The organism is Snuella lapsa (genome assembly GCF_039539345.1).
Classification (GTDB): domain Bacteria; phylum Bacteroidota; class Bacteroidia; order Flavobacteriales; family Flavobacteriaceae; genus Snuella; species Snuella lapsa.
In genome coordinates this window covers 43,863-61,000 of sequence record NZ_BAABCY010000034.1, presented here as the reverse complement: position 1 = coordinate 61,000, position 17,138 = coordinate 43,863, and the positions used below count along the sequence as shown (strand labels likewise).

Sequence of the window (17,138 nt, the reverse complement as noted above, 5' to 3'; positions counted from 1 at the left end):
ATATTTATAACAAAGATAATTTTTTATTGTTATGAGTTTGTGTTTTCGTCATCGCCTTCTGGTATAATATTAATGGAAGGCTCTTTTAAAACTTGCTTGTTGGCAATACTGCGTTCTAAAGATAAAAGCAATGAAGGCAGTACCAGTAAGTTGGAAAGCATGGCAAACAAGAGGGTGATAGATACTAGCGCACCCAATGCGACTGTACCTCCAAAATTGGAAATGGTAAATACTGAAAAACCAAAGAACAGTACAATTGACGTGTAGAACATACTTACCCCTGTTTCTCGTAAGGCTCCATAGACTGATGTTTTTATTTTCCAATGATTTGCTTGCAGTTCTTGTCTGTATTTTGCTAAAAAATGGATGGTATCATCCACGGAAATACCAAAGGCAATACTAAAAACCAAAATGGTTGAAGGCTTAATGGGTACCCCTAAATAGCCCATAAGGCCAGCTGTTACCAAAAGCGGTAAAAGGTTAGGTATAAGGGATACAATAATCATCCTTCCAGATCTAAACATGTATGCCATAAAAATGGAGATTAAAAAAATAGCAAGCGATAAGGAAATAGCTAAATTCTTAACTAAGTAATTAGTGCCTTTTTGGAAGACCAAAGCTTTACCCGTCATGGTTACATCGTATCGCTCCTTTGGAAAAACCTTGTTGATTTTATTTTGTAGATTCTCTTCGATACGTTCCATTTTATCGGTGCCAATATCTTTCATAAACGTAGTAATTCTAGCATATTGCCCGGTGCTGTCTACAAAATTATTCAACAACCCCACATTGGAGGTTGAGTTTTTAGCATACGATAGAATAAAGCTGTTTTCTTGCGATGTTGGTAGTTGATAGAATTTAGGGTTGCCATTGTAGTAAGCCTGCTTAGAATATTTAACCAAACTAACTACTGAAATAGGTTTCGATAATTCGGGTGTTTCAATGATAAGATCTTCTAAAGCGTCCATGCTCCTTAATGTGGATAATTTCATAACACCTTTTTTACGTTTGGTGTCAATCATAATTTCCAAAGGCATGATACCGTTAAACTCTTCTTCAAAAAAGCGAATGTCTTTAAAGAATTCTGTTTTTTTCGGCATGTCTTCTATAAGGCTTCCCGAAATTTTTATCTGGTAAATGCCAATCATGCTTACTATAAGTAAAATAACCGAAGACGCATAAATGGTTATACGTTTTTTCCTTACCATATGCTCCATCCAGTTTACAAAACCACCAATCCACCGTTTGTTTAAATGCTCTAAATGGCGGTCTTTAGGGTAGGGTAAAAAGGTATAGATAATAGGAATGATGAGTAGGCATAAAATGAAGATTGCCAAAATACTTAGCGAAGCAACGACGCCAAATTCCTTTAAAAGTTTGCTTTCTGTAAGTATAAAAGTAGCAAAGCCCGATGCAGTCGTAACATTGGTCATTAGGGTCGCATTACCAATTTTTGTAATGACACGCTGTAGGGATTTTACTTTGTTGCCATGCAGTTTAACCTCGTGTTGGTACTTGTTAATTAAAAAGATACAATTTGGAATGCCTATTACAATAATTAGGGGAGGAATAAGCGCTGTTAAAACAGTAATTTCGTAATTTAAAAGCCCTAATATTCCTAGAGTCCACATAACTCCAATACAAACAACAATTAATGAGATAAAGGTTGCTCTAAACGATCTGAAAAAGAAAAAGAAAATGAGTGAGGTAACTAATAGGGCAGCTACCACAAATTCACTAATTTCATCAATTATATTTTGTGAATTTAAAGTACGAATGTAAGGCATTCCCGAAACCCTTACGTCGAGATTATTTTCCTCTTGGAACTTGTTAATTCTTGGAAGTAAAACATTAACAATAAAATCTTTTCTAGTAGGCGTGTTTACAATGTCTTTTTTTAAATAAATGGCTGTTCGAATGGTTTTTGTGTCTTTATTGAACAGAAAATTATCATAAAACGGATATTTCTTGAATAATTCGTCTTGAAGCACATCTATTTGTTCAATAGAAGCTATAGTATCCTTTATAAAAGGTTCCAGTTTAAATTTCTCGTTAACATTGTCCTTAATAAGCTTTTGAAGATCTTTTATAGATACTACCGATTCTACTTCATTCTTATACTGCTTAAAGTCTTCCGATAGTTTGTTCCAGGCGTTTAATTTGGCAACTGTAAATAAAGTACTGTCTTTTACACCTAAAACAATAAGATTGCCTTCTTCTCCAAAAGTTTTTAAAAAGTTGTTATAGGTTATATTTACCTCATGGTCATCAGGGAGTAAATTGGCCTCGGTATACGTAAAACGCATGTTGTCCCATTGGCGACTAAAAAATACGGTAAGTAATATAATGCCAATAAGGATCGTTATTTTATTGCGCAGAATTAACCTAGCGGTAACATCCCAAAAATTTTTTGTAAAAAGTTTGAACATACTTTTGATAAAAGATTGGCAAAGGTAGAAAAATCCAATGTATTACTCGCCTGAAATACTTTATAAAGTTACGTTAAATGTGAATTTAAGAGCCACATTATCTTCTACTTGAGCTAAGTGATAGGCTCCGTAGCGATAGGTGAAACTTAAACCGAAACCAAACAATAGCTTGTTGATTTCAAAACCAGATTCGGTATAGCCATGATCTAATGTGTCAAAACTCATGTTTAAGTGCCTGTCAATGTTTTTCATAGTTCCAATGGCATAGCGTGTTATTAAAACAAGTTGAGGTTTATAGCGTTCTGTAATTTCAAAAGGCTTTAGGTATTGTTTAAATTGAATAGTAGTAAACTTATCTGAAAAGAATTCGTTAAAGAACATGGTCTCAAAACTATTTAATCCAGCAACCGAAAAGCGTTGGAGTATTTGTTGTTTGTTTATGTTGTTGGGATAAGCATGGTACAGGTGTGTTAAGGGAGTGTTGCCATTGGCAATGCCAGAAACCAAAATAACCTCAGACGCAATATTGTCTTTTGTCCCGGTTTGATAAATGGTCCTGAAATCTACTTTAGAAAAGGCAAAATCACTTTTAAATACATCTTTAAAATTTTTAGTGTACTGTAAAGTGAATTTTGGGAATCCTTTTTTGGTTTCTTTCAACCCTTTTTCGGAGTATTCAAAATTACTAAATGGACTCCATTGAAAAGCTATTTTTAAAGCACTTAGGTCATATACGTTATGGATTTTGTCATTTATATAGAAACTATAGTTGTAAGTCGGCTCAATAGCGCTTACCGCGAATTGCGTTTCTGTTAATAATTTGGAGAATAGCCTGTGTTCTAAGGAAATAGCTTGAGTAATATGTTTATGAAACAGATCGATATTTAATAAACGTGGTTCAAAAAATTGGAAAAAACGCTTATCTGTTAGAAATTTTGTACTACCGGTCTCTTGTAAGTCATCAGTATAAGATAGATTCAGCCAAGTATTTGTTTTATGGGCAATCCTAAAACCTCCTCCTATACTGTATTTAAAGCGTTGGTCGGCAAAACCGTAAACCAAATAACCATTTAAACGGTATTTTTTAGAAAAAGCATTGTTTGTTACACCTCCTAACCCTGTTCTAAACCCTTCATGCTGATTGAATTTTACAAGGTACCTTAAATCAAAATTAAAGTATTTAGTTGGTAAAAACCCATTCCCCAATTGCTTTATAAAAAGGCTTTTTTTTATGGAGTCCTGTTGCGTTTCAAAAGCCGTGTTAGAAGCTGTTTGCGTGTGCGCTAATACAGAAAATAAACAAAAAAAAAGAAGATAAATAGGTTTAAACATTCGCGCTAAAGCAACAGGTTAGGTTACAAAAAAAGCGACATTTAAGTCGCTTCCCAAGTTATACAGTCATAATTTCGTTTTCCTTGGTGGTGAAAATGTCGTCAACTTTTTTAACGTATTTGTCGGTCATTTGTTGTACGTCAATTTCAGCATTGCTTTTTAGGTCTTCAGAAACATCTTCTAACTTCTTGATGTCGTTATTGGCTTCCTTTCTGGCATTTCTAATTCCAATCTTTGCTTCTTCAGCTTCAGCTTTAGCTTGTTTTGCCAATTCGCGGCGACGTTCTTCAGTTAATGGTGGTACATTAATTATAATGGATTCCCCATTGTTCATAGGGTTAAACCCTAGATTGGCATACATAATACCACGTTCAATTTCTTGAAGCATACTTTTCTCCCAAGGCTGAACGGTTATGGTTCTACCGTCCGGGGTATTAACATTGGCAACTTGATTTAATGGTGTTTGTGAACCGTAATAATCTACCATTACACTTCCAAGCATAGCAGGGCTGGCTTTTCCAGCTCTTATGTTTGTTAATTGCTTTTCCAAATGTTTAATGGCTTTGTCCATTGCCTCTTTTGTCGTATCTAAGATAAAATCTATGTCGTCGTTCATGGGTATTAACTTTGTTATTAGCTAGTTAATTAATTGTTGATCTCACAAATTTATTATAAAAAACAAAACACGAAGAAATTATTTTTTATAATTATTTAGCCTTTATTTCAAAAATCGAGCCAAGTTATATGTTTACTTCCGTTCCAATGTTTTCTCCCGATACAACCTTAAATAAGTTGCCTTTTTTGTTCATGTCGAAGACAATAATTGGTAATTCGTTTTCCTGACTTAAAGTAAAAGCTGTTGTATCCATTACCTTTAATCCTTTGCGAAGCACATCGTCGAAAGAAATAGTGTTAAACTTTGTTGCTTTGGCATCTTTTTCGGGGTCGGCATTGTAAATACCGTCTACACGAGTTCCCTTTAAAATAACATCGGCTTCAATTTCTATGGCTCTTAAAACTGCCGCAGAATCGGTTGTAAAATACGGATTCCCGGTTCCGCCTCCAAAAATCACAACACGTCCTTTTTCCAAGTGGCGCATTGCTCTTCGACGAATAAAGGGTTCGGCAACTTCGTTTATTTTAATAGCGGATTGCAATCGGGTAGGAATACCTGTATTCTCCAGTGCACTTTGTAAAGCTAGGCCATTAATAACGGTGGCCAACATCCCCATATGGTCGCCTTGAACACGATCCATACCTTCACTAGCTCCAGCAACACCTCTAAAAATATTGCCGCCACCAATTACGATGGCTACTTCAACACCTTTATCTGTAATTGTCTTTATGTCTGCTGCGTATTCCGATAAGCGTTCGGGATCAATACCGTATTGGCGATCTCCCATTAAGGCTTCACCAGATAGTTTAAGAAGTATGCGTTTGTATTTCATTGAATTTATTATAAATAATGATGTCCGATTTGGATCGGAATAAAAGTTGTGCAAAACTACATAATTTTTTTGTGGATTAGAGAAGTGGAGTTTAGCAAAATTATGGATGATTAAAATTAATAGTAGGCTAAGGCACTAAACAGAATAGTTTCATAACAAAAAGCCACTACATCTATGAAGCGTAGTGGCCTTTTTTAATATTCTCTAAACTGTTCTGGATATATTATCCTACTGAAGCACGTTTAAAACCTGAGATTTCAACATCACCATAGGTTTTTACATATTCAGCAACTGTTTTCTTTTCATCTTTAATGAACTTTTGATCCAATAAACACTGTTCTTGATCTAAAGTTGTATTGTCAGAAATAAATCGCTCCATTTTTCCAGGAAGAATTCTGTCCCAAATTTGCTCAGGTTTACCTTCAGCTTTTAATTCGGACTTAGCATCTTCTTCAGCTTGCGCTAAAACTTCAGGAGTTAATTGAGCCATTGAAATGTATTTAGGTACATTTTTAAGTGTTTTTCCTAAACGAGCCAATTCTTCGTTGTCTTTTTCGATAACAGCGATTCTAGCTTCAGTTTCAGATGCTATGTATGCTGGATCAAAATCCTTATAAGATAATGTTGTAGCACCCATAGAAGCAACTTGCATAGCTGCATCTTTAACTAAAGTTTCTGCGTTGTCTACTTTAGCAGATAGTCCAACTAAAGCAGCAATTTTATTAATATGAACGTAAGAACCAACGTAAGGAGCTTCTATAACTTCAAAAGCGTTGATGTCTAATTTCTCTCCAATAACACCAGTTTGCTCAACTAATTTATCAGCCACGGTCATGCCGTCAAAATCAGATGCCAAGAATGCGTCTTTAGAATCGAAGTTTAATGCTAACTCACCTAATTGGTTTGCTAGTTTCAAGAAATTTTCATTTTTACCAACAAAGTCAGTCTCACACCCTAAAACAATAGCAACACCTTTAGTTTGGTCTGCATTAACTTTAGCAACAGCAGCACCTTCGCTAGACTCTCTGTCAGCTCTTTTTTCTGCTACTTTTTGTCCTTTTTTACGTAAAACTTCAATAGCTTTATCAAAATCACCACCAGCTTCAACTAAAGCTTTTTTACAATCCATCATTCCTGCACCAGTAGCTTGTCTTAATTTGTTTACTTCTGCTGCTGTAATTTTTACCGTAGATTCCATACTATTTTAAAATTTAAAAAAGCCGTTCAAATATTTTAACAAAAAAAATAATTAAACGACTTATTTGTATTGTGTAATTATTAATTATTCTTCCTCTTCAGCTGCAACTTTTTTAGCAGGAGCTGCTTTTTTAGCCTTTGCGCTTTCTTTTGGAGCAGCTTCAGCATCTTTTTCAGCTTTGCGTTCAGCTAAACCATTTGCAATAGCATCTGTTACGTGAGATAAGATTTTATCTATCGATTTAGAAGCGTCATCATTTGCTGGAATTACATAGTCAACTTGACGTGGGTCCGAGTTGGTATCTACCATAGCAAAAATAGGAATGTTTAATTTTTGAGCTTCTTTAATCGCGATGTGCTCACGCTTAATATCTACAACAAATAAAGCACCTGGTAAACGTGTCATATCGCTAATAGAGCCTAAGTTTTTCTCTAACTTAGCTCTTAAACGATCAACTTGTAAACGCTCTTTTTTAGATAATGTGTTAAAAGTACCATCTTTCTTCATTCTATCTATAGAAGCCATTTTTTTAACAGCTTTTCTGATAGTAACAAAGTTGGTTAACATACCACCTGGCCATCTTTCTGTGATGTAAGGCATGTTAATAGCGCTAGCTTTTTCAGCAACGATATCTTTAGCTTGCTTTTTTGTTGCAACGAATAATATTTTACGACCAGAGTTAGCAATTTTGCTTAAAGCAGCACTTGCTTCTTCAATTTTAGCCGCAGTTTTGTATAAGTTGATAATATGGATGCCGTTACGCTCCATATAAACGTAAGGAGCCATGTTTGGATCCCATTTACGTGTAAGGTGACCGAAATGTACACCTGCTTCGAGTAATTCTTTTACTTCTACTGCCATTTTTTAATAGTTTACGTTCTGTTGAATTAGCAATGATCAAGTGGTCTTTTTTAATCGCCTTGGTCATTTAGATGCTAAACTAAATCCTGTTTTTATAACAGGGACAACAATAACTCGTTTTGTAATGCTGAATCTGTTTCAGCGTTGTTTAATTTTCTTTTTTTGAACTTGATTAAGATATCTAATAAAAGAAGCTTAATCCTGTTCGGGATATTAACGTTTAGAGAACTGGAATTTCTTACGAGCTTTCTTCTGACCGAATTTCTTACGCTCAACCATTCTTGGATCTCTCGTTAATAAACCTTCTGGTTTTAAGATGGATCTGTTTTCTGCATCAACCTCGCATAAAGCACGAGAAATTGCTAAGCGAACAGCTTCTGCTTGTCCAGTGATACCACCTCCATATACATTAACGGTAATATCAAAGTTGCTATCATTGTTAGTCATAGCCAAAGGTTGTTTTACCTTGTACTGTAAAGTAGCAGTGGTAAAATAATCAGCTACGTCTTTTTTGTTAACCGTAATGTCTCCCTTTCCTGGGGCAACATATACACGAGCAACAGCCGTCTTTCTACGGCCAATTTTGTGAATTACTTCCATTATTTGAATTCGTTTAAGTTAATTGTTTTTGGTTTTTGTGCAGCATGTGCATGTTCTGAACCAACAACAACTGTTAAATTGCGGAATAAATTCGCTCCTAATTTGTTTTTAGGAAGCATTCCTTTTACTGATTTCTCTACTATTCTTGCTGGATCTTTTCCAAACAATTCAGTAGCAGTTAAACTTCTTTGACCACCTGGATAGCCTGTGTGACGAATGTATGTTTTATCGTTCCACTTGTTTCCAGTTAAGTTGATTTTCTCTGCATTGATAACAATAACATTGTCTCCGCAATCAACATGTGGGGTGAAGCTAGGCTTGTGTTTACCTCTTAATAGTTTTGCAACTTTAGAAGCTAAACGACCCAAAGTCTGACCTTCAGCATCAACCAAAACCCACTCTTTATTTACAGTGGCTTTGTTTGCTGAAATCGTTTTGTAGCTTAATGTGTCCACACTAATAATTTTTTATTTATTAAACATTCCTCTCTCAAAAAGAGTTTGCAAATTTACGATTAAATATTTGATTACCAAATAGTGGGTTAAGTTATTTTAAATCTGTTTTATGCATCTAAATATCAGCGGGTTCATTAGGGGTAAATGGATCATCCAGATCTATACCATTTCTAACTTAAAATGATTTTCTTCAATGCGCCCTATGCTTTGCTAGATAAAGCTCTTTTTATAAGTAGAACAGATTGATACTAAAGTTGGCATGAGTATCTCATGCCTAATTATTTTTTTAGTAATTAAGATTAACTAGTTTTATTCGAGAAGAATTCCTCTTGGTCTAGTCTCAAGGATAGTTAGTTTCAAGAAATTCTTTATTTAAATTTTTACGTAAAAAATAAATTGAATGATTGGTCAATTTATTTTTTGTTTTTAATTTAGCAAAGAACATATAAATATCAAATAATGTTACGATTAACTTGTTGTTTCATGTTTTTGCTTTTAGTAGCATGTGGCAATACCTATAGTTACGACGAAACGGAATATGATTGGGTGAGTTACCAACATGACAATCAGAACAGTGGTATTAGTCCTGTAGCTCTGCATTTTCCTTTAACTATGAATTGGCAGATTGTAAATGAGGCGCCACAAGCCGCTTGGCCTGCACCGGCTAAACAGGACTACTATAATAAGGTAAGAAAATTGGAGGCTTTGGTCACCTACGATAGGGCATACCATACAACAGCCGCAAATGGGCTGATTTACTTTTCAAGTTCAGCTACACATCAGGTCTATTGTCATGATATTAATACAGGTGAGAGAAAATGGTCCTTTTTTACAAATGGGCCAAATCGAACAGCACCCACCATTAATAAAGGTCGATTGTTTTTTAGTTCGGATGATGGGTTTGTTTATTGTTTGGATGCCTATTCAGGGACATTGATTTGGAAATACAAGCCAGGAAAGAGCCATTTAAAAGTTATAGGAAATGGTAAGGTAGTAGGCGCATCTCCGTGTAGAACTGGTGTTTTGATAAAGGGAGATACCTTATATGCAACTGAAGGACTTTTGCCAGAACAAGATGTTTATGTATCGGCTATTAACGCCTCTACGGGGCATATTATTTGGGAGCGTAAACAAGAAGGGCTTGCACCACAAGGATATCCGGTGATGTCTGATGACGAAATCTTTATTCCAAATAGTAGAACACAACCGTTTGTTTTGAAACAAGACAACGGTGAATTGGTAAAAAAGCTTAAAGGAAAAGGAGGGGATTATCTTTCGTTGGCAAAAGATAAAATTGTGCATGGTGTTGACCATAATAGTGAGATTAAATCAGATGATTTTTTAAGTGCCGCATTTAAAGGTCATAAAGTTATAATAGATAAGGAACAGTATTTTGTAGCAGCCGATTTTCAATTAACCTCTATTGTAGATAGTGTTTATAATGACATTACAAAAAAGAGAAAGGCTTTGTCTTTAAAAATAAATGAGTTGACGGCGTTGATAAGGGAAAAGAAATTGGCTAAAAAAGAGGTGTCGACCGAACTGACAAACTTAACAAATGCCAAATCGCAACTTGACTCCTTAATCAATAAAGAATTTAACTGGCAAACACCTATTAATAAACCAATCTCGATGGTGAAATCCCAGAATGCGATTATAATAGGAGAAGTTGGTAAGGTTTCAGCTTATAATGTTATTAATGGTGCTTTAATCTGGACCGAACAAATTGATGGTCACCCATATGGCATGTCTATTGCCAACGAAAGCCTGTTTGTGAGTACCGATAAAGGAACTATTTATTGCTTTTCTTCGGATAAAATATCGAAAAAGAAGAAAATAAGGCAAGAGGTTAACACATCATATTATGCAGAGAATTCTAAAAGGGAAATGTTTGAGCGAGCCGCCGATGTTATCTTGGAACGAACAAACCGAAGGGCTGGTTTCTGCTTAATAACGAATTTTAATGAAGGAAGATTAGCTTATGAGTTGGCTTTAAAGTCTAATTTTCAAATAATTGGAGTAGAGTCCGATCCAGACAAGGTGAAAAAAGCGAGAAAGGCTTTAGATGCCTGTGGGCTTTATGGTAAAAGGATTACACTCTTTGAAGGCGACCTAGAAGATTTAGAGTTTACGAAGTACTTTGCAAACCTCGTAACAGACGATAGGTTAGTGGAAAAAGGGACGATTGTAGTAAATGAAGCTACGCTCTTTGAAGTTTTGCAACCTAATGGAGGTAAAGTCATACTTACCAATAATCATTTTAAAGAAGCCGAATATCACGATCTGATAAACAAGGAGCGTTTTATAGATTGTAAGTGGACATATGATGACGAATCACTTGTAGTGACAAGGCCAAGGCTACCGAATTCAGGAGAATGGACACATCTGTACGGTAACCCGGCTAATACGGTTTCATCGGGAGATAAAAAGGTGAATGAAAAGATTACACCACAATGGTTTGGACAACCCGGGCCAAGAGAAATGACAGACCGCCATCATAGAGCTGTTTCGCCGCTATATAAAAATGGTATTTTGTTTATTCCCAAAGATAACGGCGTTATTGCGTCCGATGCCTATAACGGCACTTTGCTTTGGAATAAAGATATAGCGAATTTTAGACGAATTAAAATTTCACGGGATGCAGGAAGTCTGGCAGTTGGCAACTCTTATTTTTATGCGGTTGCGGACAATACCTGCAATGTTTTTGAACCATTAACAGGGGAAGAAATGGCGCCTTTTAAAGTGCCCCAGTTATTTAACGTTGATAGGGATTGGGGGTATTTGGCCGTCGTGGACGATCAATTGTTTGGCAGTGCCAGAAAAACGAAGGCCACCTATAACGAGTATAGTAGGTTTGACTGGGGAGAGTATAGTAATCTGGTTTGCAGTGATTATCTTTTTAGTATGAATAGTGAGAATGGTAAGTTGCATTGGACTTACAAAGATGGTATGGTATTAAATCCTACCATTACTATAGGCGAGGAGAAAATGTTTTTCGTTGAAAGTAGAAGTTTGGTTGCAATGCAGGATGAAGATGGACTTATAGATTTTAATACGTTTAAAAAAGAAAAACCGTTTATAGTCGCTCTTGATACTAAAACAGGAAAAAAACTATGGGAAAAAGCTTTTGATTTCAATTTGTTGGATCATGTGCTGTACGGAAGCTATGATAAAGGTTTGTTGGTGCTTTCGGGGTCTGGAAATAAAGATGGCGGTTTGTGGTATGGCACCTATGTGTTTAAGGCCGAATCTGGCGATTTGGTATGGAAGCAAGAACAAAAACATGCCGATTGGGTTAATGGGTCGCATGGTGAACAACTGCATAGAGCATTAATAATGGAAGACAAAATATATGTAGAGCCTTTTGCTTATAATTTGTTTACAGGCGAGCAAGTGAAAGATTGGAAACTTAACCGAAAAGGTCATAGTTGTGGTAATATTTCTGGATCGTCCGGTCAGTTGTTTTTTAGGGGGTCTAACCCCTCGTTGGTCGATGTTAGTAGTACCGATCAGGCCAGCAGAATAAATTCTACCACAAGAACGGGATGTTGGATTAATATTATACCAGCTGGAGGTTTGGTTATGATTCCCGAAGCAAGCTCTGGCTGTTCTTGTAACTATCCTTTACAAATGTCGGTAACGTATTTGCCCCTCTAAAAAGAAATTGATATGAAGCCCGTTTTAAAGATAAAAAAGCAAATACTGCAACTTACTTTTATTGTTCTAAGCTTGTTTTCGGTACAGCAAATAGAAGCCTGTCGCTATACCGTTCGCGAAATAGGGTATTCCGATTTAGGCGAGTATCAGTTTCAGCTTTACATGTTTGTCCCTAAAGGATTTGATGGCGAGGTTGTTAAAACCTTTAAGCAGTTGGGCTATGCTACTTTTCTTGATACCAACATTGCATTTCATGTCGTTGATGTTTCAGCAAATCCAGAAGATAAGCGGGTACGTTATCTAAAAGACCATAAGTTGTTAAGTGACCGTCCAATGTTAATGCTGGTTTCACCACTTGAAAAAACAAAACTCATTACTTTGGAAGATGACTTTAGTAAGGAGGCTGTTTGGGAAACTCTTGAAGGCGTTATCAATTCTGATTTGCAAAGAAAACTTTCTAAAGATCTTGTTGATAGTTACGCTGTAGTACTGTTACTTCAAGGAGATAATGCTAATGAAAATAGCAGGGTTCGCGGTGAAGTAAATAAAGCTGTTTCTGATATAAAACAAGTCATGCCAGCCATGGCCAAAAAGGTAGATTTGCCTATTAAAATATACGAACTGTCCTCGAAAGATCGCTTAAAAGAACAGCTCTTGTTGTGGAGTATGGGGATTCCCAAAAATGACCGTTCAGCCAAAGTTATTTCTGTTTTTGGAAGGGGGAGAATGATGGGGCAACCATTAATCGATAGTGTAGTTACACGTAAAAGTGTCTTTAAACAGTTGTCTATCGTAGGGGCCGATTGCGAATGCGGACTGGATAGAAAATGGTTGCTTGGCACCATATTGCCTTTAAGATGGTCTGCCGAAAACAGGCAAAATGTAGCAAATGCATTAGGATTTGATGTTGAAAACCCCATTGTGAAATCAGAAATGAGTCAAATTATGTCAATAGATTTAAGGCTTATTGACGATATTTCGCAAACACCTTATTTAAATTCTTTGGAACGGATTAAAGAAAACCCAATAGCAAAAGAAGAACCGTCTATACCCAATTCTAATAAAGTTATCTGGTATAGTTTAGCAGGGTTTATCCTAGTAGTTTTAATAGCTAGCCTTAAAATAATCCGAAAAAAATAATCCAATTCCTTTAGGGGCCACGTTACAGTAGAATTGGTGTGATACCATTTATGTGATTTATTTTTAGTAATAATGATGTGCTAAGCTGCTCTTTTATTAGTTTTGCGGCTCAAAAAAAGTTTCGTATGATTTCAGTTGATGCCTTGGCAGTTGAGTTTAGTGGACAGATCTTGTTTAGTGACGTATCCTTTACAATTAATGCAAACGATAAAATTGCCCTAATGGGTAAGAATGGTGCAGGTAAATCGACCATGATGAAAATTATAGCAGGCGTGCAAAAGGCTACCAGAGGTAATGTAAGAAGCCCTAAAGATGCTGTAATAGCCTATTTGCCACAGCACTTATTAACTGAAGATAATACCACAGTATTTGATGAAGCCTCCAAGGCTTTTAGTCATGTGTTCGAAATGCGAGATGAAATGGAACGTCTTAATAAAGCATTGGAGACAAGAACCGATTATGAATCGGATGAGTATATGCGTATCATAGAAAAGGTGTCCGATTTAGGAGAGAAGTATTATGCTTTGGAAGACGTAAATTACGATGCCGAAGTTGAAAAAGCCTTAAAGGGACTTGGTTTTAAACAATCCGATTTCACCAGACAAACCAAGGAGTTTAGTGGTGGTTGGCGTATGCGAATTGAGTTGGCAAAGATATTACTCCAAAAGCCCGACTTGATTTTGTTAGATGAGCCTACCAACCATATTGACATTGAATCGGTTATTTGGTTAGAGGATTTTTTAGTCAATAAAGCCAATGCTGTTATGGTAATATCACACGATAAGGCATTTATCGATAACATAACCAATAGGACCATCGAAGTTACTATGGGACGCATTTATGACTACAAAGCCAATTACTCACATTATTTACAATTACGAGAAGAGCGACGTGCACATCAACTAAAAGCGTATCAGGAACAGCAAAAGTTTATTGCTGATAACATGGCATTTATTGAGCGCTTTAAAGGCACCTATTCTAAAACCAACCAAGTGGCTTCGCGAGAGCGTATGCTGGAAAAATTAGAAATTATTGAGGTTGACGAAATCGATTATTCGGCTTTAAAACTGCGTTTTCCTCCAGCTATGCGTTCAGGAGATTATCCGGTTACAGTTAAGGATGTTTCCAAGTCTTATGGCGATCACGTAGTGTTTAAAAATGCCAGTATGTCTATCGCAAGAGGTGAGAAAGTATGCTTTGTAGGGAGAAATGGCGAAGGAAAATCGACTATGATTAAAGCTATCTTGGGTGAGATTGATGTAGAAGGACAATGTAGTTTGGGGCACAATGCCCAAATAGGCTATTTTGCGCAAAATCAAGCAGCTTTATTAGATGAGAATTTAACTGTTTTTCAAACGGTAGATGAAGTTGCCAAAGGCGATATACGTACACAAATAAAAAATATCCTTGGACGCTTTATGTTTAAGGGAGATGATATAGATAAAAAGGTAGGTGTGCTTTCCGGAGGCGAAAAAACCAGGTTGGCTATGGTTAAATTATTATTAGAACCAGTAAATGTTTTAGTTCTGGATGAGCCTACCAATCATTTGGATTTAAAATCGAAGGATGTTTTAAAAGAAGCGCTGTTGGATTTTGATGGTACACTTATTTTAGTATCACATGATCGTGACTTTTTACGAGGACTTTCCAAAAAGGTTTTTGAGTTTAAAGATCAACGTGTTATTGAGCACTTCGAAACCATTGATGACTTTCTGGAAAGGAACCGTATAGAAAATTTAAAGGAGATAGATTTAAAGAAATAAATGGTTTGGTATTCGATTCTATCAGTTTCATAAATTTAAGGCTGTCTTCTGTAAAAGGCTTTCTTTTTTTGTGTAAATTATCTGATAATTAGTAGTTTAATTTCTATGGGGAATCGTAAACCTTTTGTAAATTAAGATTATAAGAACTTATTTTTTGACTATTTTTGCACCGCTATGCAAGAATTAAAACTTTCAGATTGGTTGCCTACCACAAACAAAGAGGTTAAAATACGCGGCTGGGAAGAACTGGACGTTATTTTGTTTAGTGGCGATGCTTACGTAGACCATCCATCGTTTGGAGCAGCTGTTATTGGGCGTATTTTAGAAAGTTATGGTTTGCGGGTGGCTATTGTGCCACAGCCTAATGTAAATGATAATCTACAGGATTTTGTTAAGTTAGGGCGACCAAAATTATTTTTTGGTGTTACAGGTGGTTGTATGGATCCTATGATTAGCAATTACAACGCCAATAAAAAGCGACGTGATAAAGATGCTTATACACCAAATGGCGATATTGGTTTTCGTCCAGATTATGCAACTACGGTTTATTCGAATATATTAAAAGAAAAATGGCCCGACGTTCCCGTCTTAATAGGTGGAATTGAGGCTTCCTTACGAAGAGTAACACACTACGACTATTGGAGTGATAAATTGATGCCAACCATTTTGGAAAGCTCTAAGGCCGATATGTTGGTATACGGTATGGGAGAACAGCCTTTACGGGAAGTAGTGCGCCTGTTACAAAAGGGCGTACCGTTTAATAGCATTAATACAATAAAGCAAACGGCAGTACTATTAAGTAAGGATGAAAGTATTCCTAAAAATAAAAATTGGGAAGATGTCGAAATTGTGTCGCATGAAACTTGCTTAAAGGACAAGAAAGCTTTTGCTTCCAACTTTAAGATAATAGAACAAGAATCTAATAAATTAGCCGCGCGACGTATTTTTCAAAAAGTAGGCGATAAGACCTTGATGATTAACCCGCCGTTTCCAACCATGACCGAAGAGGAAATCGATGCCTCTTTCGATTTGCCTTATACGCGGTTGCCACATCCTAAATACAATAAGCGTGGACCAATACCTGCGTTCGAAATGATCAAGTTTTCCATTAATATCCATCGCGGATGTTTTGGAGGTTGTAGTTTTTGTACCATTTCGGCACATCAAGGAAAGTTTATCGCTTCCCGTAGTCAGGAATCTATTTTAAAAGAAGTTGATACGGTAGCCAATATGCCTGATTTTAAAGGCTACTTATCTGATATTGGAGGGCCTAGTGCGAATATGTACAAAATGAAGGGTAAAATACAATCTATTTGTGATAAGTGTGTGGCTCCTTCATGTATTTCGCCAGTAATTTGCAGTAATTTAGATACTTCCCATAAACCATTAACCCAATTGTATCAAGCTGTAGATAATCACCCTAAAGTTAAAAAGTCTTTTATAGGTAGTGGTATTCGTCATGATATGTTGGTGCCTGAGTTTAATAAAAATGCCGATCCGAAGGAGTTGGACGACTACACCGAAGAAGTGATGACGAAGCATGTGTCTGGACGCCTTAAGGTAGCCCCAGAGCATACCAGTGATCCAGTATTGAAATTGATGCGCAAACCATCCTTCTCCTATTTTCATAAGTTTAAGGAGCGATTCGATAAGATCAATGTAAAGCATAAGTTAAAACTTCAGCTTATTCCTTACTTTATTTCAAACCACCCAGCTTGTGAGGCTGAGGATATGGCCAACCTTGCGGCCGAAACCAAAGATATGGGTTTTCAATTGGAACAAGTCCAGGGCTTTACGCCAACACCTATGACCGTGGCTACGGTGATTTATTATAGTGGTTACCATCCCTATACCCTTAAAAAGGTACGAACACCTAAAACCAGAAAAGAGAAGGATGAGCAGCACCGTTTCTTCTTTTGGTACAAGGACGAAAATAAAGCTTGGATAAAGAAAACTTTAGATAAGTTGGGGCGACAGGATTTGTTAAGCGTGTTATTGCAAGAAAACGATTCTTGGCGAAAGAACAAACCAGGTACACCCAAACACACCTTTGATGATGCCATTCCTTTCAATCAACGAAAAAACAAGGCTAAGTTTAGGTCTAAGAAGAAGAGAAGTTAGTATTATACGAATCTCATTTATTTCATCTTATAAAACCACCTGCTTTGCTGGTGGTCATGTTCTGAAGGCTATGCCTATATTTGTACTATGAGCAAATATAAGAAACTTAGTCATGTTATATATAAATGTGAATA

12 protein-coding genes are annotated in these 17,138 nt (G+C 36.3%); 4 read left to right on the top strand and 8 right to left on the bottom strand.

Going from position 1 to position 17,138, the window contains the following annotated elements; genetic code table 11:
* Positions 1 to 29: 29 nt before the first annotated feature.
* The 8 genes from ABD792_RS06700 to rplM form a co-directional block, all read right to left on the bottom strand.
* The gene (locus tag ABD792_RS06700) at positions 30 to 2,429 is read right to left on the bottom strand and encodes an efflux RND transporter permease subunit (RefSeq protein ID WP_345005095.1); all 2,400 of its coding nucleotides are present in this window, start codon (positions 2,427 to 2,429) and stop codon (positions 30 to 32) included.
* A 60-nt stretch (positions 2,430 to 2,489) separates the two neighbouring features.
* Positions 2,490 to 3,761 (bottom strand): hypothetical protein, encoded by a 1,272-nt coding sequence (locus ABD792_RS06695; protein ID WP_345005094.1) that lies wholly within the window; start codon positions 3,759 to 3,761, stop codon positions 2,490 to 2,492.
* A 58-nt stretch (positions 3,762 to 3,819) separates the two neighbouring features.
* Entirely contained in the window at positions 3,820 to 4,377 is a 558-nt protein-coding gene (frr, locus tag ABD792_RS06690; RefSeq protein ID WP_345005093.1) for a ribosome recycling factor, read from the bottom strand.
* A 124-nt stretch (positions 4,378 to 4,501) separates the two neighbouring features.
* Positions 4,502 to 5,209, bottom strand: coding sequence for a UMP kinase (gene pyrH, locus ABD792_RS06685; protein ID WP_345005092.1), 708 nt, complete (start codon positions 5,207 to 5,209; stop codon positions 4,502 to 4,504).
* 223 nt (positions 5,210 to 5,432) lie between these two features.
* On the bottom strand, positions 5,433 to 6,407 hold the full coding sequence (gene tsf / locus ABD792_RS06680; RefSeq protein ID WP_345005091.1) for a translation elongation factor Ts: 975 nt from the start codon (positions 6,405 to 6,407) through the stop codon (positions 5,433 to 5,435).
* 84 nt (positions 6,408 to 6,491) lie between these two features.
* A complete protein-coding gene (gene rpsB / locus ABD792_RS06675) occupies positions 6,492 to 7,268 on the bottom strand; it encodes a 30S ribosomal protein S2 (protein WP_345005090.1) in 777 nt (258 codons plus the stop codon).
* 213 nt (positions 7,269 to 7,481) lie between these two features.
* Positions 7,482 to 7,868 carry a 30S ribosomal protein S9 gene (gene rpsI, locus ABD792_RS06670; RefSeq protein WP_345005089.1) on the bottom strand — a complete coding sequence of 129 codons (387 nt, stop codon included), beginning with the start codon at positions 7,866 to 7,868 and terminating at the stop codon, positions 7,482 to 7,484.
* Positions 7,868 to 8,323, bottom strand: a complete 456-nt coding sequence (rplM, locus tag ABD792_RS06665) for a 50S ribosomal protein L13 (RefSeq protein WP_345005088.1) — start codon at positions 8,321 to 8,323, stop codon at positions 7,868 to 7,870. The genes rpsI and rplM overlap by 1 nt, the downstream gene beginning before the upstream one ends.
* A gap of 483 nt (positions 8,324 to 8,806) precedes the next feature.
* Between rplM and ABD792_RS06660 the strand changes: the two genes are divergently transcribed.
* The 4 genes from ABD792_RS06660 (at position 8,807) to ABD792_RS06645 (ending at position 17,004) form a co-directional block, all read left to right on the top strand.
* Complete coding sequence (locus ABD792_RS06660) at positions 8,807 to 11,980, top strand: outer membrane protein assembly factor BamB family protein (RefSeq protein ID WP_345005087.1); 3,174 nt, start codon at positions 8,807 to 8,809, stop codon at positions 11,978 to 11,980.
* 12 nt (positions 11,981 to 11,992) lie between these two features.
* Positions 11,993 to 13,120, top strand: coding sequence for a hypothetical protein (locus tag ABD792_RS06655; protein ID WP_345005086.1), 1,128 nt, complete (start codon positions 11,993 to 11,995; stop codon positions 13,118 to 13,120).
* Between the two features lie 125 nt (positions 13,121 to 13,245).
* On the top strand, positions 13,246 to 14,883 hold the full coding sequence (locus ABD792_RS06650) for an ABC-F family ATP-binding cassette domain-containing protein (RefSeq protein WP_345005085.1): 1,638 nt from the start codon (positions 13,246 to 13,248) through the stop codon (positions 14,881 to 14,883).
* A 174-nt stretch (positions 14,884 to 15,057) separates the two neighbouring features.
* On the top strand, positions 15,058 to 17,004 hold the full coding sequence (locus ABD792_RS06645) for a YgiQ family radical SAM protein (protein WP_345005084.1): 1,947 nt from the start codon (positions 15,058 to 15,060) through the stop codon (positions 17,002 to 17,004).
* Positions 17,005 to 17,138: the final 134 nt, after the last annotated feature.

Coding starts and splice junctions, on each gene's coding strand:
- ABD792_RS06700 (WP_345005095.1), bottom strand. CDS start 2,429: ATGTTCAAACTTTTTACAAAAAATTTTTGGGATGTTACCGCTAGGTTA.
- ABD792_RS06695 (WP_345005094.1), bottom strand. CDS start 3,761: ATGTTTAAACCTATTTATCTTCTTTTTTTTTGTTTATTTTCTGTATTA.
- frr (WP_345005093.1), bottom strand. CDS start 4,377: ATGAACGACGACATAGATTTTATCTTAGATACGACAAAAGAGGCAATG.
- pyrH (WP_345005092.1), bottom strand. CDS start 5,209: ATGAAATACAAACGCATACTTCTTAAACTATCTGGTGAAGCCTTAATG.
- tsf (WP_345005091.1), bottom strand. CDS start 6,407: ATGGAATCTACGGTAAAAATTACAGCAGCAGAAGTAAACAAATTAAGA.
- rpsB (WP_345005090.1), bottom strand. CDS start 7,268: ATGGCAGTAGAAGTAAAAGAATTACTCGAAGCAGGTGTACATTTCGGT.
- rpsI (WP_345005089.1), bottom strand. CDS start 7,868: ATGGAAGTAATTCACAAAATTGGCCGTAGAAAGACGGCTGTTGCTCGT.
- ABD792_RS06660 (WP_345005087.1), top strand. CDS start 8,807: ATGTTTTTGCTTTTAGTAGCATGTGGCAATACCTATAGTTACGACGAA.
- ABD792_RS06655 (WP_345005086.1), top strand. CDS start 11,993: ATGAAGCCCGTTTTAAAGATAAAAAAGCAAATACTGCAACTTACTTTT.
- ABD792_RS06650 (WP_345005085.1), top strand. CDS start 13,246: ATGATTTCAGTTGATGCCTTGGCAGTTGAGTTTAGTGGACAGATCTTG.
- ABD792_RS06645 (WP_345005084.1), top strand. CDS start 15,058: ATGCAAGAATTAAAACTTTCAGATTGGTTGCCTACCACAAACAAAGAG.